This window comes from Streptomyces sp. NPDC014006 (assembly GCF_043088925.1).
Classification (GTDB): domain Bacteria; phylum Actinomycetota; class Actinomycetes; order Streptomycetales; family Streptomycetaceae; genus Streptomyces.
In genome coordinates this window covers 18,173-42,695 of sequence record NZ_JBICAJ010000011.1, presented here as the reverse complement: position 1 = coordinate 42,695, position 24,523 = coordinate 18,173, and the positions used below count along the sequence as shown (strand labels likewise).

Below are 24,523 nucleotides of genomic sequence, written 5' to 3'. Positions count from 1 at the left end.
CCGTCGGCCGATTGTCAGTGGGCCGTGCGATGGTGGAGGCCACTGGGGGACAGCACCACCGAGAAGGGGGGCCGCCATGGCCTGGCACCGCGAGCTGCTCATCGGCTTCGACCTGGAGACCACCGGCACGGATCCGTGTGAGGCGCGCATCGTCACCGGCGCCGTGATCGAGGTCAGGGCCGGGCAGGTGCTGGGGCACCGGGAATGGCTCGCGGATCCCGGGGTGGAGATCCCGGCGGACGCGGTGGCGGTGCACGGCATCAGCAACGAGCGCGCGGCGGCCGAGGGCCGGCCGGCGGACCAGGTCGCCGACGCGATCGCGGACGTCCTGGCCGGGTACTGGAAGACGGGCGTCCCGGTCGTCGCCTACAACGCCGCCTTCGACCTCACCCTGCTCTCCGCCGAACTGCTGCGGCACGGCCTGCCGTCCCTGCGGGACCGGCTCGGTGGCCAGGACCCGGCCCCGGTCGTCGACCCCTACACCATCGACCGCTGGGCCGACCGCTACCGCCGCGGCAAGCGCAACCTCGAAGCCGTCTGCGCGGAGTACGGCGTCCCGCTCGACGCCGCGCACGACGCCTCCGCCGACGCCCTCGCCGCGGCCCGCCTGGCCGGCGCGATAGCCGACCGCCACCCCAAGATCGCGGCCCTGGGCCCGGCGGAGCTGCACCACCGCCAGGTCGAGTGGTACGCGGAATGGGCGGCGGACTTCCAGGCCTTCCTGCGCCGCAAGGGCGAGGCGGACGCGGTCGTGGACGGCAGGTGGCCGGTGCGCGAGGTGGCGGGGGAGCGGGTGTGACGCGCGGCGGGGCAACCGGAGCCTGCGGAGCAGTGACCCACCCGAGGGCGACCGGGCCCCGCAGAGCAGGTGTGACCCGTCCCGGGGCAGCCGGACCCCTGGGTCTGAGCTGACCGGACATCACCTTCCACCCGGCGGTGTGCCGTCAGGTGCCGGTGAGTGCCGGAGCCCGCCGGGGGACCGTCCCGTCCGTCTGCTCGCCGGCTGTCGCGGACATCGTGCGATGCCGATGCCCCCGCTCCACCGCCTGCCCCCAGTACGTCCCCGCGACCATCAGCCCCGCGCCCAGTCCCGTGAGCGCCGTGAGGTGCTCGCCGCCGAGCGCGATGCCGACCACCGCGGCCCACACGGGCTCCGTGCCCAGCAGCAGGCTGGCCCGGCTGGCGGAGGTGCGCTGCACCGCCCAGGTCTGCGCGAGGAAGGCGAACACGCTGCAGAACAGGGCGAGGTAGAGCAACTGCGTCCAGGTGGCGGCCGGGGCGCGGAGCAGGTCCGGCAGTCCGGCGGCGGTCGCGGGCAGGAACAGCGCCGTGCCGACGGCCGTCTGCACCGTCGTCAGCTGCAGCGGGCGCACGGCGCGGCGGGTGGTGAGCCGGCCGACCAGGGCCACATGCGCCGCCCGCACCCCGGCGGCGGCCAGCATCAGCAGGTCACCGAGGCGGGGCGCGTGGAAGCCGTTGCCGGACATCAGCAGCCCGACGGCGAGCAGGCACACCCCGGCGGCGGCGTAAAAGGAGCCGGGCAGCCCGCCCGGGTGACCGGAGCGGTCGAGAAGGGGGGTGAGGACGATGGTCAGGCTGATGATCAGCCCCGCGTTGGCGGCCGTGGTGTGGGCGACGCCGTAGGTCTCCACCACCAGCACCGCGGCCTGGGTGACGCCGAGCGGCAGCCCGGCACGCCACTCGTCACGGCGCGGCCGCAGTGGCCCGCGGCGGCCGGCGATCAGGGCGAGGCAGGCCACGCACGCCAGGAAGGAGAGGGCGTAACGAGCGAAGAGGACGGACAGGACGGGCAGCGCGGCCGTGGCCGTCTGGGCGGAGAGATAGCTGGAGCCCCAGACGAGTGCGACCAGGAGGAGTACCGCATCGGTACGGCGGGCGTCGGACACCCGCCCACCGTGCACCGGCCACGACCCTGAAGCCCAGCACCACTTCCTTCAACGATCTTTTAGCAGCCCTACACCATGCCCGTACACTGCGGGAATGGACGAACGGCAGCTGCGGATCCTGCGCGAGCTGGGGGAACTGGGCAGCGTCAGCGCGGTCGCCGAGGCGCTGCTCGTGACCCCGTCGGCGATCTCCCAGCAGCTACGGCTGCTGCAGCGCACGATGCCGGTGCCGCTGACCGAGCGGCAGGGCCGGCGCCTCGTACTCACCGACGCGGGGCAGGCGCTGGCGGCCGCGGCCGCCGACGTGGAGACGGCGCTGGCGCGGGCCCGGCACGCCGTGGAGGACTTCGTGGGGCGGGCCGACGGGGAGGTGTCGTTGGCCGCGTTCCACAGCGCGGGCTCCGCCTTCTTCCCGCTGCTGCTGCGTGCCCTCGGCGCCCCCGGCGGGCCTCGGCTAGCGCTGGCCGACGAGGACGTGCCGCAGGAGGACTTCCCCCGGTTGACCCGCGTCTACGACCTGGTGCTCGCCCACCGTCTGGACCACGCCCCGCCCTGGCCGGGCAGGGTCGCCGCGACGACGCTGCTGCGTGAGCCGCTCGACGTGGCGCTGCCCGCCGGGCACCCGCTCGCCGGCAAGAAGCGGCTGAGCCCGCGGGACGTGGCCGACGAGCCGTGGATCACGGTGCACGACGGGTTCCCGGTGCTGGCGACGATCGAGGCGATCGCTGCGGCGGCAGGTCGCCGGCTGCATCTGGCGCACCGCATCAACGAGTTCGCGGTGGTCGCCGAGGCCGTCGCCGCCGGCGGCGGCCTCGCGCTGATGCCGCGCTGGACCATGCGCCCCCACCCGGACCTGGTCCTGCGGCCGCTCAGCGGCGTGCAGGCCCGCCGTCACATCGACGTGCTGTGCCGCCCGGAACGCACGGCGAGAGCGGCCGTCCGCACGGTCCTGACGGAACTCCGCCGCGCCGCCCGGGCGATCAGACAGCGCGACGCCGGAGAAAACGACACCGGAGAAAACGACGCCGACGAGAGGAACGCCGGCGAGAGGAACGCCGGCGAGAGGGACGCCGGTGAACGTGACGCCGAGCGGGCCGGCGGCCCGCAGCCTGACAGCCCCCGCTCAACGCGGCACGGTGGCGGCGGGGTGGACCCCCGTAGGTGACACGCAGGCCCGCGCGGACTTGGCCGGCTGCGCGGGCGGGTCCTCGTGGGTCGCGGTCAGGAACAGCACCGCGCCGAGGGTCACGACCATGAAGGCCGCCAGGGTGTGCACCCGCGCCCGGCGCACCGCGTCGCGCACCGCCCAGGCGTGGATCAGCGTGAGCAGCCGCTGCTGGAGCGTACGGGCCTGTTGCGCGTTGGCGCGGGCGTCGGCAAGGCCCTGCTGGAGCACCCGCGTGCGGTCCGCGTCCGGTTCGCGGGCCAGCCGTACCGCCAGCTCGGCGGCGATCTTCTCGTGCAGCCGGCGTCCGGCGGACAGCTCTTCCAGGGAGGCGTACGGGCCGAAGTAGGCGGACGGATCGCGGGCGACGGCCTCGCGCAGACCGGCCATGCCGGGGGTGCCGAGATCGGCGAGCGTGGCCAGGCGCGGCGTCAGCGCCTCACCGGTCTGCCAGATGGCCCAGCCGATACCGAGCACGGCCAGCGCGAGCCCGCCGAACGCGGCGGCGGCGTCCGCCCAGCCGTGGATACGGCCGACGGCCACCAGCGGACCGCCGCCCAGCAGCAGTGCGCCGACGGCCGCCGTGGCCGCGATCGTCCAGCGGGCCGTGGCCCGCAGATCGGTCACGGCGTCCGCGGGGCCCGTGGCGGCGGGGTCGGCGGTAGGCCCTGCGGTGGCCGGGTCGGGCAGCGGCGAGGTCACCGGTCGTCCGGCTCGGCATCGTCACCGCGGAACACCACTGAGCGGTGGAACGTCTCGCCTTCGGCCAGCCGGAGATAGGGCAGCCATTCGGTGCCGTCCCAGTACTGCAGTTCGCCGTCCTCCGACAGCCGCACGGCACCCGCTTGCGGGGTGGGCGGATCGATGTCGTCCGGGATGCTCATGCGTCAGAGTATGTCTGAACGGCGGGCCGCCATGGGTGACCCGTCACCGGATCGCGCAGACCCACCGGAGGCGGTGTGACCGACGACGACGTCCGACTCGCCCGGTACCAGGAGGCGTTGCTGTACGCCCACGGCCAACTCGCCCAGGGGCGCCCGGCGGAGGCGAAACGGCTGTTGCTCGCGCTGGAGACCGTCTCGGAACAGGTGGCCGACGCCGACGCGCGGTTCCTGCTCTACCGGCTGCTCGGCCAGGTGGCGCGGACCGAGGGGCGGCCGGCGGAGGCACTCGCGTACTACGAGAAATGCCGGGACGCCGCCACGACGGAGCAGACCCGCAGCGGTGCCCTGGAGGGGCTCGCCCTCACAGCGGTGGCGCTGGGGGACTTGCGGCGGGCCATCGGCTGGTTCGAGGAGGCGGCCCGGGCCGCCCGGAACGCCGGCGATGCCATGGGCTACGCCATGGTCCTGCAGAACCACGCCACGGCCCTGATCCGGCACGGCCGCGACGGCGCCGAGGAGTTGCTGCGCGCGGCGCTGGAGGTGGAGGAACTCACCGGCGCCCAGCGTGGCATCGTCACCGACAACCTCGCCCGGGAGCTCGACCGGCAGGGTCACTGGGAGGAGGCCGCGCGGCACACCGAGGAGGCGGCGCGGCTGCTGACCGCCGCGGGCGCCGAGCACGACGCGTACAAGGCCTGGCTGAACCTGGCGGACCTGCACCGTGCCGCCGGTGACGAGGCTGCCGCCGGCGTCGCGTTCACCCGCGCCCACGACCTGGGGTTACGGCTGCACGCCCGGATCGACGAGGAACACTACGGCCCCGGGTACGACGGGCGGGTCCGGGCCATCGAGGCCCGTACTGTGCAGGTGCTGCGCGAGCGGTACGCGGCTGAGCCGGGCGTGGGGGAAGCGGAGATCGGGCTCGACATCGGGCTGCACGCGACTGCGGGCCGGGACCTGGCCGATCAGGCCGAACGGCGGTTCGAGGAAGGGGACCTGGCGGGCGCGGAGGAGCTGCTGCACCGCGCCGAGACGCACTGGGCCCATCTTCAGGCACTGCACGAGATGCCGCGGGTGTGGAATCTGCGCGGGATCATCCTGCTGTACGCGGGCGCCCACGACCGTGCTCACGAGATGCTCGCGCGGTCGCGGGAGGTGACGCACGGCCTCGGCGACGCGTTCCGGGAGAGCATCGCGCTGCGCCATCTGGCCATCGCCGTCAACCGGTTCGGCATCGGTGAGGAGGACGAGCTCACGCTCCTGCTGCGGGCACGGGCGCTCAGCCGTTTCTCCCTGCGCAGGCGTCTCGGCGCGGCCGCCTCCACCCTGCCCGAGGACGCGCCCGGAGACGACTTCGGGGTGCACGACGGCCAGCTGGCACAGATCTGCATGGGCTACGGCGCCTACGAGTTGGCCCGCGATTACAGTGAACTCGGCATCGCGGCCGCCGGGTCCGACGACGGTCCGTCGGCATACCGGCTGGCGGCACGGCTGACCGTACGGCTGTACCTGGCCGAGAGGACCGGGCGGGACACGGAGGCCGCCGAGACGGTCGAGCGGCTCACCGCACTCGCCGCGCGCCACCCCGCACCGCAGACGGTCATGGTGGCGTCCCTGGCGGTCGGCGCGTACCGCTTCCGCCGCGGCGAACGCAGCCCGGAGCTGCTCGACCGGCTGACCGCGGCGTGCGACGCCCACGAGGAGGTGCGCCGGCGTGCCCTGGACCTCGGACCGCTGCCCGACTTCCACACGCTCACCACCCCGCCCTACGCGGAAGCGGTGGAGGTCGCGCTGGCGATCGGCCAGGTCGAACAGGGCTTCACCCTGGCGGAGCGGGACCGGAGCCGTTCGCTGCTGGACGCGGTGCGGCACGGAGTGATGGACGCCCCGGCCCCCGCCGCCTCCACCGACCATGCCGCCGCCGACCCGCTCGCCCGCGAACAGGAGCTGTGGCGCCGCCAGCGCCGGCTGCGCGAGGAGTTGTCGCTGTGGCGGCAGGACGAGCGGCCCGACGAGCGGATCCGCCGGCTGTACGCCGTCGAGGACGAGCTGGTGGCGGTACGCGCCGAACTGGCCGCCCTCTGGGACCGGTTGGCGGACACGCGCCCCGAGGTACGCCGCCACCGGATGGCCGAGCCCATCACGGCACGCGAGGCGGCGCGTCTGCTCGCCCGCTCCGGGGCCACCGCCCTGGTGGAGCTGTGGAGCGGGGCGGAGGCCCTGTACGCGTTCGTGATCGTGCCGGGCCGCGCCGAACCGGAACTGGTGACCGTGGGCCGGCACGACACCCTCGGCCTGCGGGACGGAACCGACCGGATGCGGGCACTGCGCACCGCCCGCGACCGCCGGGACCGGCAACGCGCCCTCGGCTCCCTGCTGGTGGGCCCCCTGCACGCGGCCCTCCGCTCGGTCGTCGACGGAGCCGCACGTGCGGGGAACCCGGCGGGCCCGGCGAACGGGGCGGACTCCGCGGACTCCGCGGGCACAGCGCATGGCGTGAACCCGGCGGGCTCGGTGCTCGTCGTGCCCCACGGTCCGCTGCACGGTGTACCGATGCACCTGTCGCCCGACCCTGCCGGTGCCCACAACCGCCCGCCGCTGCGCTACCTGCCGTCGGCGTCGCTGCTGCGCTCGTCCGGCGGCCCCTGGCACCGGGACGGCACGGTCGTGGTGGGCGGCTTCCCCGGCGCCGGGCGCGCCGACGGCAGCCCGGAGCTGGTGTTCTGCCGCAGTGAGTGCGCCGAGGTCGCCCACCGGCTGGGCGGCACCGCGCGGGTCGGCCACACGGTCACGGGCGAGTGGCTTCAGGAGGCGGTCACCGCAGCGGAGCAGCTGTCGTTGGTGCATCTGGCCTGCCATGCGACGTTCGACGAGCGGCGACCCGAACGCAGCGGCCTGCTGCTCGCCCGCGGCACCGGGTCCGCCGGGGGCGAGGTGATGACCGTGGACCAGCTCGCCGCTCTGGACTGGTCGGGCGCGCTCGTCACCCTCAGCGCCTGCGGCAGCGGCCGTCACCGGGTGCGGCGCGGCGACGAGCTGACCGGCCTCGGGCACGCCCTGCTGTCCGCCGGTGCGCGCGGGCTGATCGTCAGTCAGTGGCCGGTGCTGGACCATGAGACGGCGGTGCTGATGTCCCTGTTCTACGAGTCACTGGCCGCCGAGCCCTCCTGGGACGCCGGGGTGGTCGCGGACGCGCTGGCCCGCGCACAGCGGCGTATGGCGGCCATGACCGCCGCCGACCTGGTCGGCTGGGCGTGCTCCCGGCTGGAGACGCCGCAGCGCCCCGCCGCGGCCGACGATCTGAGCCGCGAGATGCTGCGGCTGGCCCACCGGCTGGCGGGCACGGCCGACGCGGACGTCCCGCCCACCGGCGCGGACGTCCCGCCAGTCGGCGCGTCCGCCCGCCACGCCGGGGCCCTGCCCCTCGACACCGACCGGCACCGTCGTCTGGCCGTCTCCGGGGGCGGCTACCGCTTCCCGGTGTTCGCCGACGCGGCCGGCTGGGGCGCGTTCGTGTTCTTCGGCACCTGATCCGTCACCGTCGCGGGCGGCCTCGACCGCTCAGAAGCGCCTAGAAGGGGAACCACCGCACCGTCGCGTCGCCCTCGCGCAGTGACGCCACCCGGCGGCGGAACTCGGCGAGGGCCTTGGGGTTGCCCGGCGCGTGCTGGGCGACCCAGGCGCAGCTGGCCGTCTCCCGCGCGCCGCGCAGCACAGCGCAGCCCTCCCACTCCCGTACGTCCCAGCCGTAGGCGGCGGTGAAGGCGTCGTAGGCGTCGGCGGGCAGGCCGTAGCGGTCGCGGGAGAGGGCCATGACCACGAGGTCGTGCTCGCGCAGGTCCGAGGAGAAGGTCTCCAGGTCGACCAGGACCGGGCCGTCGGGGCCGATGTGGACGTTGCGGGGCAGGGCGTCGCCATGGATCGGGCCCGGCGCCAGGTGCGGGGTGAGCGCCGCGGCGGCCGAGGCGAAGCCGTCCCGGCGCTCGCGCAGGTAGGCGGCGTCGGCCGGGTCGATGGCGCCACCCGCGAGCCGCAGCCAGCGCTCCACCCCGCCCAGCAGCTCCCGGCGCGGCAGCTCGAAGGAGGGCGTGGGCAGGGCGTGCACGATCCGCAGCAGCGCGGCCAGATCGCGGGGCTCGGCGGGCCGTACCGCGTCCGGCAGCCGGTGCCACACGGTGACCGGATGCCCCTCGACCAGCAGCGGCTCCGGCTCGGCCGCGCGGACGGCCGGGACGTCCGCGTCCGCCAGCCACCGCGCGATGTCCAGTTCGCGGTGGGCGCGTTCCAGCAGTTCGGCGTCGCGGCCCACCTTGACGACCAGGTCACCGGCGGCGAACACCGCGTTCTCGCCCAGGGCGAGCAGCCGCGCGTCCCCGGCCTCCGGCACCTTCGCCGTGGCCAGTACCTCCCGCGCCCGCGCCTCGTCCATCCTCCGCCTCCGTGTTCACGTTTCCGCACCGTGTCTGCGTCAGTCTCGCATTCGTACAGGTCGGCCCCGGTGCGCGGTCCCTTGACGGCGGCCACGCGGTTTACAACCATGGTCATGCCAACCCAAGGGTGTCCAAAGGGGCTGATTCCGTGACGGCAGTGGCGGACGTGAGGCGGCCGGCCCCGCACGCGCCGCGCTCCCGGGGCCCGCGGCGGCCCCGCGACCGCGGCGCCTGGTTCCTCGTCCTGCCCGCACTGCTGCCCATCCTCGTGCTGAGCGTCGGCCCGCTGCTCTACGGCCTCCTGCTGGCGTTCACCGACGCGCAGTCCGGCCGCGCCGCGCCCACCCACTGGATCGGCGCCCTCAACTTCCGCGACCTGCTGCACGACACCCTCTTCTGGGAGTCGTTCCGGATCGGCCTGGTGTGGGCCGTCGGCGTGACCGTCCCGCAGTTCCTGCTCGCGCTCGGCCTCGCCCTCCTGCTGAACCAGGACTTGAGGCTGCGCTGGCTCGCCCGGGCGCTGGCGATCGTGCCGTGGGCCATGCCCGAGGTCGTCGTCGGCATCATGTGGCGGCTCGTCTACAACACCGACGCCGGCGTGCTCAACGAGATGCTGCGCGGCCTCGGCCTCGGTGGCGGCCGTGACTGGCTCGGCTCCCTGTACACCGCCCTGCCCGCCGTGATCGTCGTCGGCGTCTGGGCGGGCCTGCCGCAGACCACGGTCGCCCTCCTCGCCGGCCTGCAGAACACCCCGCGTGACCTGCACGAGGCCGCCGCCCTGGACGGCGCGGGCGCCTGGCGCCGCTTTCGCGCCGTCACCTGGCCCGCACTGCGCCCGGTCGCCCTCGCCGTCACCGCGCTCAACCTCATCTGGAACGTCAACGCCTTCGCCCTGATCTACGTCCTCACCAGCGGCGGTCCCGGCGGACGCACCCGGCTTCCTATGCTCTTCGCCTACGAAGAGGCCTTCCGTTACGGGCAGTTCGGCTATGCGGCCGCGATGGGCTGTGTGCTGGTCGCGGTGGTCGCCGTCTGTCTCGCCGTGTTCCTGGCGGGCCGGCTGCGGGGAGGCGAGGAGCGGTGAAGGTCCGCAGGAGCGCCCGCGCCGGCCAGTACGCCGCCCTGCTGGCGTACCTGGTCTTCCTCGCGTTCCCCTTCCTGTGGCTGCTGTCCACCGCCTTCAAGCCGCCGCGCGAGCTGGCCCGTCTGCACCCCACCTGGCTCCCGAAGGACCCCACCCTCGCCAACTTCCGCCAGGCCTTCGACGAGCAGCCCCTGCTGCGGGCCGCGGCCAACTCCCTGCTCATCGCGCTCGCCGCCGCCCTGATCGCCGTATGCCTGGCCACGCCAATGGCGTACGCCCTGGCCCGGCACCGCACCCGGCTCGCGCGGGCGGCGAGCGGCTGGGTGGTGGTCAGCCAGGCGTTCCCCTTCGTGCTGCTGATCGTCCCGCTGTTCCTGCTGCTGCGCGACCTGCGGCTGGTCGACTCCCCGGCGGGGCTGGTCATGGTGTACGTCGTGTGGGCGCTGCCGTTCGCGTTGTGGCTGCTCACCGGGTACGTCCGGGCCGTGCCGGTGGAACTGGAGGAGGCGGCGGCCGTCGACGGGGCCGGGCGGCTGCGGATCCTCGTGTCGGTGACGGCACCGCTGCTCGCGCCGGGCATCGCGGCGACCGCGCTGTTCGCGTTCGTCACCGCGTGGAACGAGTTCTTCTTCGCGCTGGTGCTGCTCAAGAGCCCGGAGAAACAGACCCTGCCGGTGGTGCTCACCCACTTCATCGGCGCGGAGGGCGTCGCCGACCTCGGGCCGCTGGCCGCCGCGTCCGTGCTCGCCACGGTCCCCTCGCTGGCCTTCTTCGCGCTGGTGCAGCGGCGGATCGCGGGCGGGCTGCTCGCCGGGGCGGTGAGAGGCTGATGCGTACCACGCTGACGCGCACCCGGTTGCTGACGGTGCTCGTGCTGCTCCTCGCCGCGTGCTCACCGCATGCCGGGGACGACGGGCGCGTCACCCTGCGCTTCCAGTCCCTCGCCTGGCAGGACGAGTCCGTGCGTGCCACGAAGGAGCTGGTGCGCGAGTGGAACGCCGCGCATCCGGACGTACGGGTCGAGTACGTCCAGGGCAGTTGGGACAGCGTCCACGACCAGCTGCTCACCTCCTTCGAGGGCGGCGAGGCCCCCGACGTCATCCACGACGCCGCCGACGACCTCGCCGACTTCGCGCACGGCGGCTACCTCGCCGACCTCACCGGCCTGCTCCCGCAACGGCTCAAGGACGGCATCCCGCAGCACAGTTGGGCGACGGCGACCTTCGGCGACGGCGTCTACGGTGTGCCGTTCCTCCAGGAGCCGCGCGTGCTCATCGCCAACGCGACCTGGCTGCGCCGCTCGGGCGTCCGCATCCCGTCGCCCGAACACCCCTGGAGCTGGCCGGAGTTCCGGCAGGTGACCAAGCGGCTCAGCGGCAACGGCCGATACGGAGTGGCCTGGCCGCTGAAGGAGCCGGTGTCCGCGACGCTCAACCTGTCCCTGTCCGCGGGCGGCCGGCTCTTCCACCGCGGCGCCGACGGGAAGGTCACCGTCCGTTTCGAGTCCGCCGACGCCGAAGTGCCGCGCACCATCCGCGACCAGGTGAGCGGAGACCACAGTGCCCCGCGCTCCACCCTCGGCAGCGGCGGCTCCGACACCCTGCCCGGCTTCTTCGGCGGCCGGTACGCGATGGTGCCGCTCGGCTTCTCCTACCGCCAGCAGATCGCCCAGCAGGCGCCGAAGGGCTTCGCCTGGCAGGTGCTGCCCGCCCCGGCCGGCGCGGGCGGGCTCACCCAGGGCGTCAGCCCGCAGACCCTCTCGATCGCCGAGGACAGCCCGCACAAGAAGGAGGCCGCCGCCTTCCTCGACTTCCTGCTGCGGCCGAAGAACATGGTCCGGCTGGCGCTCGGCGACTGGATGCTGCCCACGGGCACCGAGGCGTTGAGCGACCCCGCCCTGCACACCGCGAAGGACGGCTGGGCCACCGGCACCGCCCTGGCCGGCCGGCTCACCTCGGCGCCCGCGCAGTCGGTGCGCGGCTACCCCGAGTGGAAGGACAAGGTGGCCACCCCCGCCTTCCAGGAGTACTACAGCGGCGCGATCGGCCTCCCCGAACTGCGCCGCCGCCTCGAAGACGACGGCAACCTGGTCCTGGCCCGCTACCAGCGCTGACTTCCGGTCACCGACGAAATACTTGGACGAGACGTCTCGTCTCGACTAGGGTGCTGGCCATGACCAGTCGCGCCCACATCGCCATGTTCTCCATCGCCGCCCACGGCCATGTGAACCCCAGCCTCGAGGTGATCCGGGAGCTCGTCGCACGCGGGCACCGGGTCACGTACGCCATCCCGCCGGTCCTCGCCGGCAAGATCGCCGAGACCGGTGCCGAACCCAAGCTCTGGAACTCCACCCTGCCCTCGCCCGACGACGACCCGTCGGCGTGGGGCGACACCCTGCTGGACAACGTCGAACCGTTTCTGAACGACGCCGTCCAGGCCCTGCCGCAGTTGATCGAGGCCTACCGGGGCGACGAACCGGACCTCGTGCTGCACGACATCGCCTCCTACCCGGGCCGTGTCCTCGCCCACCGCTGGGGCGTCCCCGCCATCTCCCTCTCGCCCAGCCTCGTCGCCTGGGAGGGCTACGAGGAGGAGGTCGCCGAGCCGATGTGGGCGGAGCCGAAGAAGACGCCACGCGGCCAGGCGTACTACGCCCGCTTCCGGGCCTGGCTGGAGGAGAACGGCATCACGCAGCACCCCGACGACTTCGCCGGCCGGCCCGCCCGCTCCCTGGTGCTGATCCCGAAGGCGCTGCAGCCGCAGTCCGACCGGGTCGACGAGCGTGTGTACACCTTCGTCGGCGCCTGCCAGGGCGACCGCGCCGCGCAGGGCACGTGGCGGCGGCCCGCCCGCGCCGAGAAGGTGGTGCTGGTGTCGCTGGGCTCCGCCTTCACCAAGCAGCCCACCTTCTACCGGGAATGTGTGCGCGCCTTCGGCGATCTGCCCGGATGGCACACGGTGCTGCAGATCGGCAAGCACGTCGACCCCGCAGACCTGGGCGACGTACCAAAGAACGTGGAAGTGCGCGACTGGGTGCCGCAGTTGGCGATCCTGAAGGAGGCCGACCTGTTCGTCACGCATGCCGGGGCGGGCGGCAGCCAGGAGGGGCTGGCCACGGGCACGCCGATGATCGCCGTACCACAGGCGGCGGACCAGTTCGGCAACGCCGACGTGCTCCAGCAGCTCGGTGTGGCACGGCAGCTGGCCACGGCGGCGGCGACCGCGGAGGCGCTGCGCGAGGCCGCTCTCGCGCTGGTCGGCGACGCGGAGGTGGCCCGGCGGCTGAAGGAGATCCAGGCCCGGATGGCCCAGGAGGGCGGCACCCGGCGGGCAGCCGACCTCATCGAGGCCGAACTGCCTACACGCGCCCGCTGAGACACGACGTACGCGCGTGAAGGCCCGTCGGTCACGCCGTACCCATGCGAGGGCCCGCCGGTCACCGGACCGGCGGGCCCTCGGGCTGCTGCGGGGACGTCACACCCGCAGCGGCTCGCCCTCGCCCCGCGCCGGCTCGGCCGCGATGGCCTCCGGTGCCTCGTCGTGGGTCAGGTCCGGCAGCCGGTGCAGCCACTTCGGCAGGTACCAGTTGCGCTCGCCCAGCAGCGCCATGACCGCCGGCAGCAGCACACCGCGGATGACGGTCGCGTCGATCAGCACGGCGGCCGCCAGGCCCACGCCCATCTGCTTCATCGACTGCATCGACAGCGTGCCGAAGATCGCGAAGACGGCGACCATGATGACCGCGGCGCTGGTGACCACACCCGCCGTGGTCACCACGCCGTGCGTGATCGCGTCCTTCGTGGACCGGCCGCGCAGCCGCGCCTCGCGGATCCGGGACACGACGAAGACGTGGTAGTCCATCGACAGGCCGAAGAGGATCACGAACAGGAACAGCGGCAGCCAGGTGATGATCGCGCCGACCCCTTCCGCGCCGACCAGGGACGCCCCCCAGCCGTGCTGGAAGACCGCGACGAGGATGCCGTACGCGGCGCCCACCGACAGCAGGTTCAGCACGATCGAGGTGATCGCGATGGTCAGCGAGCGGAACGACAGGAGCATCAGCGCGAAGGCGAACACCACCACGAAGGCGAAGACCGGTACGACCGAGCCGACGAGCTGGTCGTTGAAGTCGTGCGAGCCCGCGACCTGCCCGGTGATCGGCGCCTGGACGCCCGCCACCTTGCCCAGCGTCGCCGGGCGCACGTCGTCGCGCAGCTTCTCCAGGCTGGCGCCCGCCTTGTCCTGGTCGGAGCCGCCGACCAGCGGGACGGAGACGAAGGCGACGTTCTGCTTCTCGTGGACCTTGATGTCGACCGGGCCGCGCGAGGCGCCCGAGGAGATCGCCAGGTCCCGGAAGTCGGCGAGCGCCGCCTTCACCTCCGGGGCGTCGATGTCCTTGGCCTTCACGACCACCTGGGCCGGCTCCGAGCCGCCCGGGAAGGCGTCGTTGAGACGGTTGTAGGTCTGCACGATGGGCAGCGAGTCACCGAACTCCTGGTCCAGGGTGAGCTGTTGCGTCTTCATGCCGAGCGCGGGCGCCGCCACGGCGAGCAGCGCGCCGAGTGCGACCACCACGGACACCGCGGGCCGGGCCAGGACGCCCTTGAGGACAGCCGACCAGAACCGGCTCTCCCCGTTGCCCTTGCGCCGGCGACGGCTCAGGAAGGGCAGACGGCCCTTCTCCACGCGCTCGCCCAGCAGCGACAGCACCGCCGGCAGCACGGTGACCGAGCCGACCATGGCGACGGCCACCACCATCAGCGAGGCCAGGCCCATCGCCTCGAAGGTGGCGAGCCCGGTGAACAGCATGCCCGCCATCGCCACGCACACGGTGACGCCGGAGACCACGATCGCCCGGCCACTGGTCGCGGCGGCGATCCTGAGGGCCGTGCGCGCGTCCCGTCCGGCCGCCCGCTCCTCGCGCTCGCGGCGCAGGTAGAACAGGCAGTAGTCGACGCCGACCGCCATGCCGACCAGGAGCATCACGGAGTTGGCGGTGTCGCTCATCGGCTGGAGATGGCTGACGAGGCCCATCAGGCCCATCGTCGCCATGATCGCGGTGATCGCCAGCGCCACCGGCAGCAGGGCCGCCACCAGCGCGCCGAAGGCGATGAGCAGGATGCCGAGCGCCACCGGTACGGCCGAGTACTCGGCCTTCTGGAAGTCGTCCCCGAACGCGTCGCTGAACGTCTTCGTCATGCTCGCGCCGCCGATCTCCTCGATCCGCAGCGTGCCGGCGTGCTCCTTCTGCACCCCCTCGACGGCCTTCAGCACCGGCTCCACCCGGTCACCGGCGGTGTCCGCGTCGCCGCGCATGTCGAACTGCACCAGCGCGCTGTGCCCGTCCTTGGAGATCGTGTGCGTGGTGTACGGCGACGTCACGTCCGTGACCCGGCCGGTGCCGTCGACGGCCTTGACGACGGCGTCCACGGCGGACTTGAACTCAGCGTCGGTCGCCCGCAGCCGGCCGTCCTTCGCCTGGAGGAGGACGGTCTCGCTCGCGGGCTCCTCGATCCCGGCGTCCTTGATGATCTGAGCCGCGGTGTGCGTCTCCCCCTTGAGCTGGTCCCTGTCGTCGACGTCGACCCGGCCCGCCGCGGACCCCAGCCCCATGGCCAGGACGACGAACAGCACCCAGATGCCGACCGCCGCCCAGCGGTGCCGGGCGCTCCAGCCGCCGGCACGGGCGGCGATCCCCCGCACCCGCGATTCCCCACTGTCCATGACGGGCCTGCCCCCTTGTGCGCGGTGGCGGCCCCCTGCCACCACCTTTCACGTCGACGGTAGGGGCCGGACAATGCCATCTCGTCGTGCTGCCCGGTGAACTGCCGCCGCCCCCGCTCCTCCCCTCGGACCCCCGCACCCTCCCCACAGGGGCGGACGGTGCCCCTTACATCTGTCGCCGGAGCTGGGGGCCGTACATCAGGGTGGGACGGCCGTCGTGCCCGCCCCCACGGGGCGCGACGGCCGCTCTATGGTGGGCGGATGACGATGTATGCGGCACTGCTGCGCGGTATCAACGTGGGCGGCAGCAGGAAGCTGCCGATGGCCGACCTGCGCACGCTGATGACCGGCCTCGGCCTGGACGATGTGCGCACCTATCTGCAGAGCGGGCAGGCCGTGTTCTCCTCGGCGCACGGTGACGAGGACTCCCTGGCCGCCGACCTCATGGCCGCGATCGAGGGGCAGTTCGGCTTCCGGGTCGACGTGATCGTGCGCGACCACGCCTACCTGCGCGCGGTCGCCGGCGCCTGCCCGTTCCCGGCGGCCGAACTGGAGGGCAAGCAGCTGCACGTCACGTACTTCTCCGAGCAGGTCGGCCCCGAGCGGTTCGCGGAGATCGATCCGGCCGCCTATGCCCCGGAGGAGTTCCGCCTCGGCGACCGCGCCCTGTACCTGTACGCCCCGGAAGGCCTCGGCCGCTCCAAGCTCGCCGAGGTCCTGTCCCGGCCGCGCGTGAACAAGGGGGTGATCGCCACGAGCCGCAACTGGAACACCGTGGTCAAGCTCGTGGAGCTGACCGGGGGCTGAGCGCGTCCAGCCGGGTCATGTCGCCGTCCGTCAGCCGTACCGCCGCCGCGGCCAGGTTCTCCTCCAGGTGCGCCGGGCTGCCCGTGCCGGGCGTCGGGCACAGTACGGGGGAGCGGTGCAGCAGCCAGGCCAGCGCGACCTGGCCCGGGGTGACGCCGTGCGCCGCGGCCACCGAGACGCACCCGGGATCCCTGGTGAGCGCGCCGTTGCCGAGCGGGAACCAGGGCAGGAACGCGATGCCGCGCTCCTCGCACAGCGTCAGCAGCGGCTCCGAGACTCGGTCCCGGAGGTGGTAGCGGTTCTGCATGGCCGCGACCGGCGCCGAGGTGAGGGCCTCGGCGAGCTGCTCGGCGGTGACCGTGTCCAGACCGATGTGCCGGATCTTGCCCTCCGCGCGCAACTCGCCGAGCGCGCCGAGCTGTTCGGTCGGCGGTATCCCGGGATCGAGGCGGTGCAGCTGGTACAGATCGATGGTGTCCACCCGCAGCCGCTTCAGGCTCGCCTCGCAGGCCGCGCGCAGATGCTCCGGGCGCCCGTCGATGTGCCAGGCGCGATCGCTCGTGCGTACGACACCGCCCTTGGTGGCGATCACCAGGTGCTCCGGGTAGGGGTGCAGCGCCTCGGCGATCAGCTCCTCGGCCAGACGAGGGCCGTAGTTGTCGGCGGTGTCGATCAGTGTCACGCCGCGCTCCACCGCCCGGCGCAGCACCGCCACCGCGTCCGCGGGATCACCGCGGGGCCCCCAGTAGCCGGGGCCGGTGAGCTGGGCGGTGCCGTAGCCCAGCCGCCGGACCCGCAGATCACCACCGAGGGGGAAAATATGATCGATCATTTCGGGAGCGTATCGCCCTGCTCGTGCGCTGTCGCGTTTGTTCAAGAAGGGCCGTACCGGCCTTCCCTAGCGTGGACGCCATGACGTACGACGCAGCACACCGGTACATGAGCGAATGCGCCGACGAGGCGGCCCGCGTGGCGCGCGGTGTCCCCGCCGAGCGGCTGAACGACCCGACCCACTGCTCCGCTTGGGACGTGCGTGCCCTGGTCAACCACTGGGTCCTGTACACCTCGCACGGTCTGGAGCACCGCGCCCGGCGCACCCCATTGCCCGACGAGCTGACCGCGCGGGACTTCACCGCGGAGCCGGACTGGGCGGAGGCGTACGCGGCCCAGCTGCAGCGCGCGGTCGCCGCGTGGAAGGACCCGGCCGTGTGGGAGGGGGAGATCGACCTCGGCTCGGCCGCGCTGCCGGCCGCCGAGCTGGCCGGGATGGTCATCAAGGAGATGGCGGTGCACGGCTGGGACGTGGCCGTGGCCACCGGCCAGGAGTTCCGGATCTCCCCGGAGGCGGCCGGCTTCGTGCACGACGTGGTGGTCCGGCACGCCGAGCTGTACCGCCAGTACGACGGCTTCGCCGACCCGGTGCCCGTCCCGGACGACGCCCCCGTCTTCGACCGGGCCCTCGCGGCCAGTGGACGCGACCCGCGGCAGGGCGTCACGGCACGGCGCTGAGCCCGCGGCAGGGCGGGCGTGCCCGCACAGCGGTGAGCCCACGGCGGGGCGTGGCCGCACAGCGCCGAGCCCGCGCCGGGTGGCCCAGGGAACCGGCCCCGAAATGGCCCGTTCCCCCGGGCCGCCCGGCCGGTAGCGTCGCCGCCATGACGAGCACCTCGCCCACCGGCACCGCGTCCACCGGCACCTCGCCCACCCGCGTCGACTGCTACTTCGACCCCGCCTGCCCCTTCGCCTGGATCACCTCCCGCTGGCTGCTGGAGGTCGAACGGCACCGCCCTCTCGACCTCCGCTTCCACGTGATGAGCCTGTATCTGCACAACACCGGCAATGAACTGCCCGACTGGTACCGCACATTGGTCGACAAGTCGATCGGCCCGGTGCGGGTGGCGGTCGCCGCCGCCGAACGCCACGGCGAGAAGGTCCTGCGCGACCTGTACACGGCCTTCGGCAGTCGCATCCACGAGCGGCGGCAGGAGGACTTCGACGCGGTGATCGCGGAGGCCCTCGCCGAACTCGGCCTGCCCGCCGACCTCGCCGCCGCCGCGCACGACGCGTCCTACGACGACGCGGTGCGCCGCAGCCACGAGGCCGGCGCCGAACCCGAGTCGGGCGTCTATGTGGGGACACCGACGATCCACGTCGACGGCACGGTGTGGTTCGGCCCCGTACTGCGGGCGATCCCGCGCGGCCGGCGTGCAGCCGAACTCTTCGACAGCTTCCGCACCCTGGCCGCCGACCCCGACGTCTTCGAACTCAAGCGGACCCGCACGGGCGGACTGTCCTTCAGCTGACCCCGAGCACCTCGAGCATCGCCCGGGTCGCCGGGCTGGGGTTGAACCGGCTCCACGCCAGGTACTCCACCCGGCGCGGCCCGTCGACCACCGGCACCAGCACCAGACGGGGATCGCCCGCGGCCAGCGGCCCGATGTACGCCGACGGCAGCAGCGCCAGGCCGAGACCGCGCGCGATGAGCCCGGTGATCATCTCCACCACGCCGGCCTCGTACGCCACGTCACGGACCAGCCCGGCGGCGGTGAACGCCCGGTCCGACTGCGCCCGGGCGGGCGTGCCCTCGACGAAGTCCACGAACGTCTCCCCGGCGATCTCCGCCAGGGTGACCCGCTCGGCGCCCGCGAGCCGGTGCCCGGCCGGCACCACCAGCACATGCTCGTCACGGTCGAGGACGACCGTCTCCACCCCGGTGGGCCGCTCGTCCTCCGGCATGCCGAGGAAGGCGATGTCCAGCTCGCCGGCGCGGATCGCCGCGGCCAGTTCGTCGCTGCGGCCGGAGCGCAGGCCGACCCGGACGTCCCGGTGCCGGTCCCGGTAGCGCCGGAGCAGCTCGGGTACGTCCACGGCGGCCGTGGTGACGATGACACCCACGGCGAGCCGGCCCCGTACCACCCCGGTCGCGGCGGCCGCGTCGGCGACCGCGCGGTCCGCGGCGGCCAGGCACTCGCGCGCGGCCGTGACGAACGCGGCACCGGCGCTGGTGAGTTCGACGCGACGGCTGGACCGGGCGAAGAGCTTCACGCCCAACTCCCGTTCCAACGCGGCGATGCGGTGACTGAGCGACGACTGCACCACGAAGCAGCGCTCGGCGGCCCGGGTGAAGTTACGGGTGTCGGCGACGGCGACGGCGTAACGCATCTGCTGGAGATCCACCGAACCATGGTCCTGGTGCATGGCTGCCATGGCAACCATGTGTTGGACGCATGGCAGCCGGGTCGACAGACTTCCAGGCATGCACTCCTCGCCCACGCGGCGGGCGGCGACCGTCGCCCTGACCGCGCTCGCTCCCGCGTGCTGGGGCACGACCTACGCCGTCACCACCCAACTCCTGCCGCCCGGGCACCCGCTGTTCGCCGGTCTGATGCGCGCCCTGCCCGCCGGGCTGGCCGGGCTGGCGCTCACCCGGACGCTGCCGCGCGGTCAGTGGTGGTGGAAGGCCGCCGTCCTCGGCGTGCTCAACATCGGCGCGCTCTTCCCGCTGCTGTTCGTCGCGGCCGAGCGGCTGCCCGGCGGTGTCGCCGCCACGCTCGGCGCCGCACAGCCGCTCCTGGTCGCCGGGCTCGCCATCGCCGTGCTGCACGACCGGCCGACGGCCTGGCGCTGGACCTGGGGAGTGCTCGGCGTGCTCGGCGTCGCCCTCGTCGTCCTCGGCCCGCAGGCCCGGCTGGACGCCGTCGGGGTGCTCGCCGGCCTCGGCGGGACGGCCGGGATGGCCGGCGGTGTCGTCCTCACCAAGCGCTGGGGCCGCCCCGCCGGAGTCGGCCCGCTCACCCTCGCCGGCTGGCAGCTCACGGCGGGCGGACTGCTGCTGCTCCCGCTCACGTTCGCCGTCGAGGGAGTGCCGGAGCGGATCGGTGCCGGTGCGGCCGGCGGCTATCTGTGGCTGGGCAGCATGGGCGGACTCATCGCCTACACCCTCTGGTTCCGCGGGATCGGCCGGCTCCCGGTCGGCGCGTCCGCCCCGCTGGTGCTGCTGTCGCCGCTGGTCGCGACCGTCGTCGGCATCACACTGGGCGAGTCGCTGACGTGGCCGCAGACCACCGGGTTCGTTCTCGCCCTGGCCGCCATGCTCGCGGCCCAACTCGACATCAGGAGAAGACCTTCCATGCCCACACAGAAGACGATCGCCGTGCTCGGCGCCACCGGGATGGTCGGCAGCCGCGTGATCGCCGAGGCCCGCTCGCGCGGACACCGGGTGCGCGCCCTGTCCCGCAAGCCCGTGAGCGACGACCCGGGCGTGACACCGGTCGCGGTCGACGCGAACGACCCGTCCGCCCTGCGCGAGGCGCTGGCCGGCTCCGACGCCGTCGTCCTGGCCGTACGGACCTTCCCCGCCGACGCCGCGTTCCTCACCGGCACCACCCGCACCGTGCTGGACGCCGCCGCGGAGCGTGGGACACGCGTCCTGGTGGTCGGCGGGGCGGGTGCGCTGCGCAGCCCCGGCGACCAGGAGCTGCTCGTCGCCGACAACCCCGCGTACGTCCCCGCCGAGTACCGGGCCGTGGCGGCCGCCGGGATCGCCCAACTGGAAGCCTGCAGGTCCCACGCCGCCGCCGACTGGGTCTACCTGAGCCCCCCGGCCGAGCTGGCACCCGGCCCCCGCACCGGCCGATACCGCCGAGGCACCGACACCCTCCTGACCGCCCCCGACGGCAGCTCAAGCATCAGCGCGGAGGACATGGCCGTAGCGATACTCGACGAACTGGAGAACCCGGGAGCAGACCGTCACATCACCGTGCAGGCCAGCTGAAGCACGCCCCCAAAGGGGCGCGGGGAACTGCGCGACCAGCCACAACGAGCCCGCAGCCGAAACAACGACAGAACCCGGCAGACGCAGCTCACGCCCCCAGCGCCGCAGGCACCCGCATCGAAGCCTGCGCATACCGCTCCAGCACCACCCGAGCCACCTCAGGCGCCGCCCCCAACACGTCCGCGAGGACATCCGCGTCCGCGGCGACCGCGCCCCGAGCGATCCGGTCCGGCAGAAACCCGGGAGCCAGGACGTACGGCGCAACGGCCACCTTCTCGCAGCCCAAAGCCCGCAGCGCGCGCACCGCGTCCTCGGTCCGGGGAAGGGATGCGGAGGCGAACGCAGGCCGCACGGCGCACCAACCGGTGTGCCGCCACTCCCGCGCGATTGCTGCGATCACTGCGATCGCCTCCGGGTCGGTGGACCCCGCCGAGGCCAGCACGACCCCGGTCGAGGACTTGTCGGCGGGGGTCAGCCCCGCCTCGTACAGCCGCCGTTGCAGCGCCGACAGCAGCAGCGGTGACGGACCGAGGACGTCCGCCTGCCGGATCCGCAGGCTCCGCGGGGCGTCCCGCAGTACCGCCGGGATGTCCGCCTTGGCGTGGAAGGCCCGCGTCAGCAGCAGCGGCAGGGCGACGACATCACGGACGCCTTCCGCCGCCAGGGACTCCAGCACCCCCTGCACCGAGGGGATGTTGAAGTCCAGGAACCCGGTCTCCACGCGCAGGCCGGGCCGCAGCGACCGTACGCGCTCCACCAGGGAGTGCACGGTCGCCGCGTGCCGCGGGTCGCGGCTGCCGTGGGCGATGACGAGGAGGACGGGGGCGTGGGACATGAAACTCAGCTCTTCACCAGCAGGCCGCGGCTGCGCAGCACGGCCCGCTCCAGCGGACTGAAGATCAGCAGGTCGATCGCGATGCCGACGAACAGGATCAAGACGATGGACTCGAACACCATGGACATCGAGCTGGCGTTGCGGCCGTTCTCCAGCAGCGCGCCCAGGCCGATGCCGAGGTCGGGGGAGGAGGCGATGATCTCCGCGGCCATCAGCGACCGCCAGGAGAACGCCCAGCCCTGCTTCAGACCGGCGAGATAGCCCGGCAGCGCGGCCGGCATCACGATGTGCCAGGCGCCCCGCAGACCGGTCGCGCCCATCGTGCGGCCCGCCCGCAGGAACAGCGGCGGCACCTGGTCGATGCCGGAGACCAGGCCGTTGGCGATGGACGGGACCGCGCCGAGCAGGATCACCGCGTACATCATCGAGTTGTTCAGGCCCAGCCAGATCACGGCCGGCGGCACCCACGCCACGCTCGGCAGGGACTGCAGACCGGACAGGATCGGGCCGATCGCGGCGCGCACGAACTTCACCCGCGCCACGACCAGTCCCAGCGGGGTGCCGATCGCGAGCGCGAAGAGGAAGCCGAGCAGACCGCGTGAGATGGACGTCCAGATGTAGCCGAGCAGCTCGCCCTTGAGCCAGGCGTCCTTGAACTCGGCGCCGACGTCCGCGGGCGTGGGCAGCTTCGTCGGGTCGTCGACGATCTTCAGGGAGACCAGGGCCTGCCAGAGCACCAGGACCACCGCGACCGCGACGATCGGCGGCAGGATCTTCCGGACGAAGGTCTCGCGGAAGGGCGGACGGCCGGTCGCCGAGGACTCCAGGGCGTCCAGGCCCGCCTCCAGGCCGCCGAGGCCACCGGCCCGGTCGGCGGTGTCCGAGGTGGCCCGGCCGGGGCTGTCCGCCGTCGTGCCGGTCGTGTCAGTGCTGGCCATGACGGCGGATCTCCCCACGCAGGACTTCAGTGATCTCCAGGGACAGTTCGGCCACGGGCGCGTCCTCGATGCGCCGCGGCTGAGGGATGCCCACCCGCCACTCGCGCGCCACCCGGCCCGGCCGGGAGGACAGCAGCACCACGCGCTCGGCGAGCCGGACCGCCTCGCGCACGTTGTGCGTGACGAACAGCACCGACACCCCCGTCTCCTGCCAGATCCGGGTCAGCTCGTCGTGCAGCACGTCCCGGGTGATGGCGTCCAGCGCCGCGAACGGCTCGTCCATCAGCAGCAGCCGGCTGTCCTGCGCGAGCGCGCGGGCCATCGCCACGCGCTGGCGCATGCCGCCGGACAGTTCGTGCACCCGCTTGCCGTACGAGCCCTTGAGCCGGACCAGTTCGAGCAGTTCCTCGGCGCGGTCGCGCCGCTCGCTCTTGGGTACGCCCCTCAGCTTCAGGGCGAGTTCGATGTTCTTGCCCGCGGTCAGCCACGGGAACAGGGCGTGCTCCTGGAACATCAGGGCCGGACGCCCGTCGGTGTCGATGCTGCCGGCGGTGGGCCGCTCCAGGCCCGCCACCAGGTTCAGCAGCGTCGACTTGCCGCAGCCCGAGGCCCCCAGGAGGGTGACGAACTCGCCCGGAGCGACATCGAGGCTGATGTCGTCCAGCACGAGCTGCTGCCCGCCGGGCCCGGCGAAGGACTTCGACACGTGCTCGATACGCGCGGCGTACTCGACTGCCTGGACGCCTTCGGCCTTCATGATCGCGGTGGCCATGGTCGTCACCTCCTGGGGACTGAACGGGTGGTCGGGCTTACTTGACGCCGAGTCCGGCGTCGGCGACTGCGGGCTTGCCCTCGGCCTTCAGCACCTTGTTCAGGAGGGTGAGGTCGTAGATGCCGTCCAGCTCGGGCTCCTTGAGCAGACCTGCCTTGACCGCGTGGTCGGCCTCGGTGCGGAGCGTCGAGGCCAGCGGGTCGTCGATGAACTGGATCGACTTCCAGGCCGGGTCGAGGACCTTGGCCGGCAGAGCCTTGCCCGAGTCGGCCTCCAGCTGCTGGTTGGCCGCGGTCTTCGCCTGCTCCGGGTTGGCGTTGATCCACTTGTTGGACTCGATGGAGGCCTTCAGCACCGCTTCGACGGCCTTCGGGTGCTTCTTGAGGAACTTCTGCGACACGATGACGTTCGTGATCACGAACTTCTTGTCCGGCCACAGGTCGGACTCGTCCAGCAGCACCTTGGCACCCTCGGCGACCAGCTTGGACGCGGTCGGCTCCGGCACCCACGCGCCGTCGACGGAACCCGACTTGTAGGCGTCCGGGGTGACCTTGTTGTCGGTGCGGACGACCGAGACGTCACCCTTGCCGCTCTGTGCGTTGACCTTCCAGCCCTGCTCGGCGATCCAGTTCAGGAACGCGACGTCCTGGGTGTTGCCGAGCTGCGGGGTGGCGATCTTCTTGCCCTTGACGTCCTTCACGGACGTGATCTTCTTCGGGTTGACGACGAGCTTCACACCGCCGGAGGCCGAACCCGCGATGATCCGCAGGCTCTTGCCCTTGGACTTGGTGTAGCCGTTGATCGCCGGGGAGGGGCCGATCCAGCCGATGTCGATGGAGCCCGAGTTCAGCGCCTCGATCTCGGAGGGGCCGGCGTTGAAGACCTGGTACTTCGCCTCGGTGGCGCCCAGCTCCTTCTGGAAGAAGCCCTTCTGGACGCCGACCAGCGCGGTCGCGTGCGTCAGGTTGCCGAAGTAACCGATCTTGACCTTGTCCAGGCCGTCGATCTTCGTGGCGCCCGCGGCGACCTTCTGGGCGGCGGAGCCGTCCTTGGCCTCGGACCCGTAGCCGCAGGCGGCGAGGGCGAGGAGGGGAAGAGCGGCCACGGCGGTGATGCCGCGGCGAAGGAGCGTCGAGCGTGTGGCAGGCACGGGAGGGTGTCCTCTCGGAGGCCCGGCGGTCACGGTCTTCTAGGTCGTGGCCG

The 24,523-nt window shown here is 73.1% G+C and carries 21 protein-coding genes and 1 pseudogene; 11 read left to right on the top strand and 11 right to left on the bottom strand.

Annotated elements, in window-relative coordinates:
* The first annotated feature begins 76 nt into the window (after positions 1-76).
* Positions 77-799 (top strand): 3'-5' exonuclease, encoded by a 723-nt coding sequence (locus ACF1GV_RS31545; RefSeq protein WP_391687440.1) that lies wholly within the window; start codon positions 77-79, stop codon positions 797-799.
* A 145-nt stretch (positions 800-944) separates the two neighbouring features.
* Here ACF1GV_RS31545 and ACF1GV_RS31540 read toward each other — a convergent pair whose 3' ends face one another.
* On the bottom strand, positions 945-1,907 hold the full coding sequence (locus tag ACF1GV_RS31540; protein ID WP_391687437.1) for a DMT family transporter: 963 nt from the start codon (positions 1,905-1,907) through the stop codon (positions 945-947).
* Positions 1,908-2,001: 94 nt separating this feature from the next.
* Here ACF1GV_RS31540 and ACF1GV_RS31535 point away from each other — a divergent pair.
* Positions 2,002-2,904: pseudogene (locus ACF1GV_RS31535) on the top strand (LysR family transcriptional regulator); the annotation flags it as partial.
* Positions 2,905-3,030: 126 nt separating this feature from the next.
* On the opposite strand, the gene ACF1GV_RS31530 reads toward ACF1GV_RS31535, so the two are convergent.
* Together ACF1GV_RS31530 and ACF1GV_RS31525 are read right to left on the bottom strand one after the other, a co-directional pair.
* Positions 3,031-3,774: a hypothetical protein gene (locus tag ACF1GV_RS31530; RefSeq protein ID WP_391687434.1), complete on the bottom strand. Its 744-nt coding sequence runs from the start codon at positions 3,772-3,774 to the stop codon at positions 3,031-3,033.
* Positions 3,771-3,956, bottom strand: coding sequence for a hypothetical protein (locus tag ACF1GV_RS31525; protein ID WP_391687431.1), 186 nt, complete (start codon positions 3,954-3,956; stop codon positions 3,771-3,773). The genes ACF1GV_RS31530 and ACF1GV_RS31525 overlap by 4 nt, the downstream gene beginning before the upstream one ends.
* Before the next feature lie 75 nt (positions 3,957-4,031).
* On the opposite strand from ACF1GV_RS31525, the gene ACF1GV_RS31520 reads away from it, so the two are divergent.
* Positions 4,032-7,487 carry a CHAT domain-containing protein gene (locus ACF1GV_RS31520; RefSeq protein WP_391687428.1) on the top strand — a complete coding sequence of 1,152 codons (3,456 nt, stop codon included), beginning with the start codon at positions 4,032-4,034 and terminating at the stop codon, positions 7,485-7,487.
* A gap of 40 nt (positions 7,488-7,527) precedes the next feature.
* Here ACF1GV_RS31520 and ACF1GV_RS31515 read toward each other — a convergent pair whose 3' ends face one another.
* Positions 7,528-8,385: a phosphotransferase enzyme family protein gene (locus ACF1GV_RS31515; protein WP_391687425.1), complete on the bottom strand. Its 858-nt coding sequence runs from the start codon at positions 8,383-8,385 to the stop codon at positions 7,528-7,530.
* 158 nt (positions 8,386-8,543) lie between these two features.
* On the opposite strand from ACF1GV_RS31515, the gene ACF1GV_RS31510 reads away from it, so the two are divergent.
* Genes ACF1GV_RS31510 through mgt form a run of 4 tightly spaced genes read left to right on the top strand, consistent with a single transcriptional unit; the run spans position 8,544 to position 12,845 of the window.
* Positions 8,544-9,470 carry a carbohydrate ABC transporter permease gene (locus ACF1GV_RS31510; RefSeq protein WP_391688009.1) on the top strand — a complete coding sequence of 309 codons (927 nt, stop codon included), beginning with the start codon at positions 8,544-8,546 and terminating at the stop codon, positions 9,468-9,470.
* Positions 9,467-10,300 carry a carbohydrate ABC transporter permease gene (locus ACF1GV_RS31505; protein WP_391687422.1) on the top strand — a complete coding sequence of 278 codons (834 nt, stop codon included), beginning with the start codon at positions 9,467-9,469 and terminating at the stop codon, positions 10,298-10,300. The genes ACF1GV_RS31510 and ACF1GV_RS31505 overlap by 4 nt, the downstream gene beginning before the upstream one ends.
* Entirely contained in the window at positions 10,300-11,583 is a 1,284-nt protein-coding gene (locus tag ACF1GV_RS31500; RefSeq protein ID WP_391687419.1) for an ABC transporter substrate-binding protein, read from the top strand. The genes ACF1GV_RS31505 and ACF1GV_RS31500 overlap by 1 nt, the downstream gene beginning before the upstream one ends.
* A gap of 59 nt (positions 11,584-11,642) precedes the next feature.
* Positions 11,643-12,845: a macrolide-inactivating glycosyltransferase gene (gene mgt / locus ACF1GV_RS31495; protein ID WP_391687416.1), complete on the top strand. Its 1,203-nt coding sequence runs from the start codon at positions 11,643-11,645 to the stop codon at positions 12,843-12,845.
* A gap of 99 nt (positions 12,846-12,944) precedes the next feature.
* Here the strand turns inward: mgt and ACF1GV_RS31490 are convergent, their stop codons facing one another.
* On the bottom strand, positions 12,945-15,194 hold the full coding sequence (locus tag ACF1GV_RS31490; protein ID WP_391687413.1) for an MMPL family transporter: 2,250 nt from the start codon (positions 15,192-15,194) through the stop codon (positions 12,945-12,947).
* Positions 15,195-15,455: 261 nt separating this feature from the next.
* On the opposite strand from ACF1GV_RS31490, the gene ACF1GV_RS31485 reads away from it, so the two are divergent.
* Entirely contained in the window at positions 15,456-16,001 is a 546-nt protein-coding gene (locus tag ACF1GV_RS31485) for a DUF1697 domain-containing protein (protein ID WP_391687410.1), read from the top strand.
* Here the strand turns inward: ACF1GV_RS31485 and ACF1GV_RS31480 are convergent.
* Positions 15,973-16,833 (bottom strand): aldo/keto reductase, encoded by an 861-nt coding sequence (locus ACF1GV_RS31480; protein WP_391687408.1) that lies wholly within the window; start codon positions 16,831-16,833, stop codon positions 15,973-15,975. The genes ACF1GV_RS31485 and ACF1GV_RS31480 overlap by 29 nt on opposite strands.
* An 80-nt stretch (positions 16,834-16,913) precedes the next feature.
* Between ACF1GV_RS31480 and ACF1GV_RS31475 the strand changes: the two genes are divergently transcribed.
* Positions 16,914-17,510: a TIGR03086 family metal-binding protein gene (locus tag ACF1GV_RS31475; protein WP_391687405.1), complete on the top strand. Its 597-nt coding sequence runs from the start codon at positions 16,914-16,916 to the stop codon at positions 17,508-17,510.
* A gap of 146 nt (positions 17,511-17,656) precedes the next feature.
* Positions 17,657-18,304, top strand: a complete 648-nt coding sequence (locus ACF1GV_RS31470) for a DsbA family protein (protein ID WP_391687402.1) — start codon at positions 17,657-17,659, stop codon at positions 18,302-18,304.
* Here the strand turns inward: ACF1GV_RS31470 and ACF1GV_RS31465 are convergent.
* A complete protein-coding gene (locus ACF1GV_RS31465; RefSeq protein ID WP_391688006.1) occupies positions 18,297-19,178 on the bottom strand; it encodes a LysR family transcriptional regulator in 882 nt (293 codons plus the stop codon). The genes ACF1GV_RS31470 and ACF1GV_RS31465 overlap by 8 nt on opposite strands.
* A gap of 79 nt (positions 19,179-19,257) precedes the next feature.
* On the opposite strand from ACF1GV_RS31465, the gene ACF1GV_RS31460 reads away from it, so the two are divergent.
* A complete protein-coding gene (locus ACF1GV_RS31460; RefSeq protein ID WP_391687399.1) occupies positions 19,258-20,775 on the top strand; it encodes an EamA family transporter in 1,518 nt (505 codons plus the stop codon).
* 88 nt (positions 20,776-20,863) lie between these two features.
* Here ACF1GV_RS31460 and ACF1GV_RS31455 read toward each other — a convergent pair whose 3' ends face one another.
* The 4 genes from ACF1GV_RS31455 to ACF1GV_RS31440 are packed head-to-tail and all read right to left on the bottom strand — an operon-like array spanning position 20,864 to position 24,470.
* A complete protein-coding gene (locus ACF1GV_RS31455) occupies positions 20,864-21,610 on the bottom strand; it encodes a sirohydrochlorin chelatase (protein WP_391687396.1) in 747 nt (248 codons plus the stop codon).
* Positions 21,611-21,615: 5 nt separating this feature from the next.
* Complete coding sequence (locus ACF1GV_RS31450) at positions 21,616-22,548, bottom strand: ABC transporter permease (RefSeq protein ID WP_391687393.1); 933 nt, start codon at positions 22,546-22,548, stop codon at positions 21,616-21,618.
* Positions 22,535-23,320 carry an ABC transporter ATP-binding protein gene (locus ACF1GV_RS31445; protein ID WP_391687390.1) on the bottom strand — a complete coding sequence of 262 codons (786 nt, stop codon included), beginning with the start codon at positions 23,318-23,320 and terminating at the stop codon, positions 22,535-22,537. Before ACF1GV_RS31445 ends, ACF1GV_RS31450 begins: the two co-directional genes overlap by 14 nt.
* A 37-nt stretch (positions 23,321-23,357) precedes the next feature.
* Positions 23,358-24,470 (bottom strand): aliphatic sulfonate ABC transporter substrate-binding protein, encoded by a 1,113-nt coding sequence (locus ACF1GV_RS31440; RefSeq protein ID WP_391687387.1) that lies wholly within the window; start codon positions 24,468-24,470, stop codon positions 23,358-23,360.
* Between the last annotated feature and the right edge of the window lie 53 nt (positions 24,471-24,523).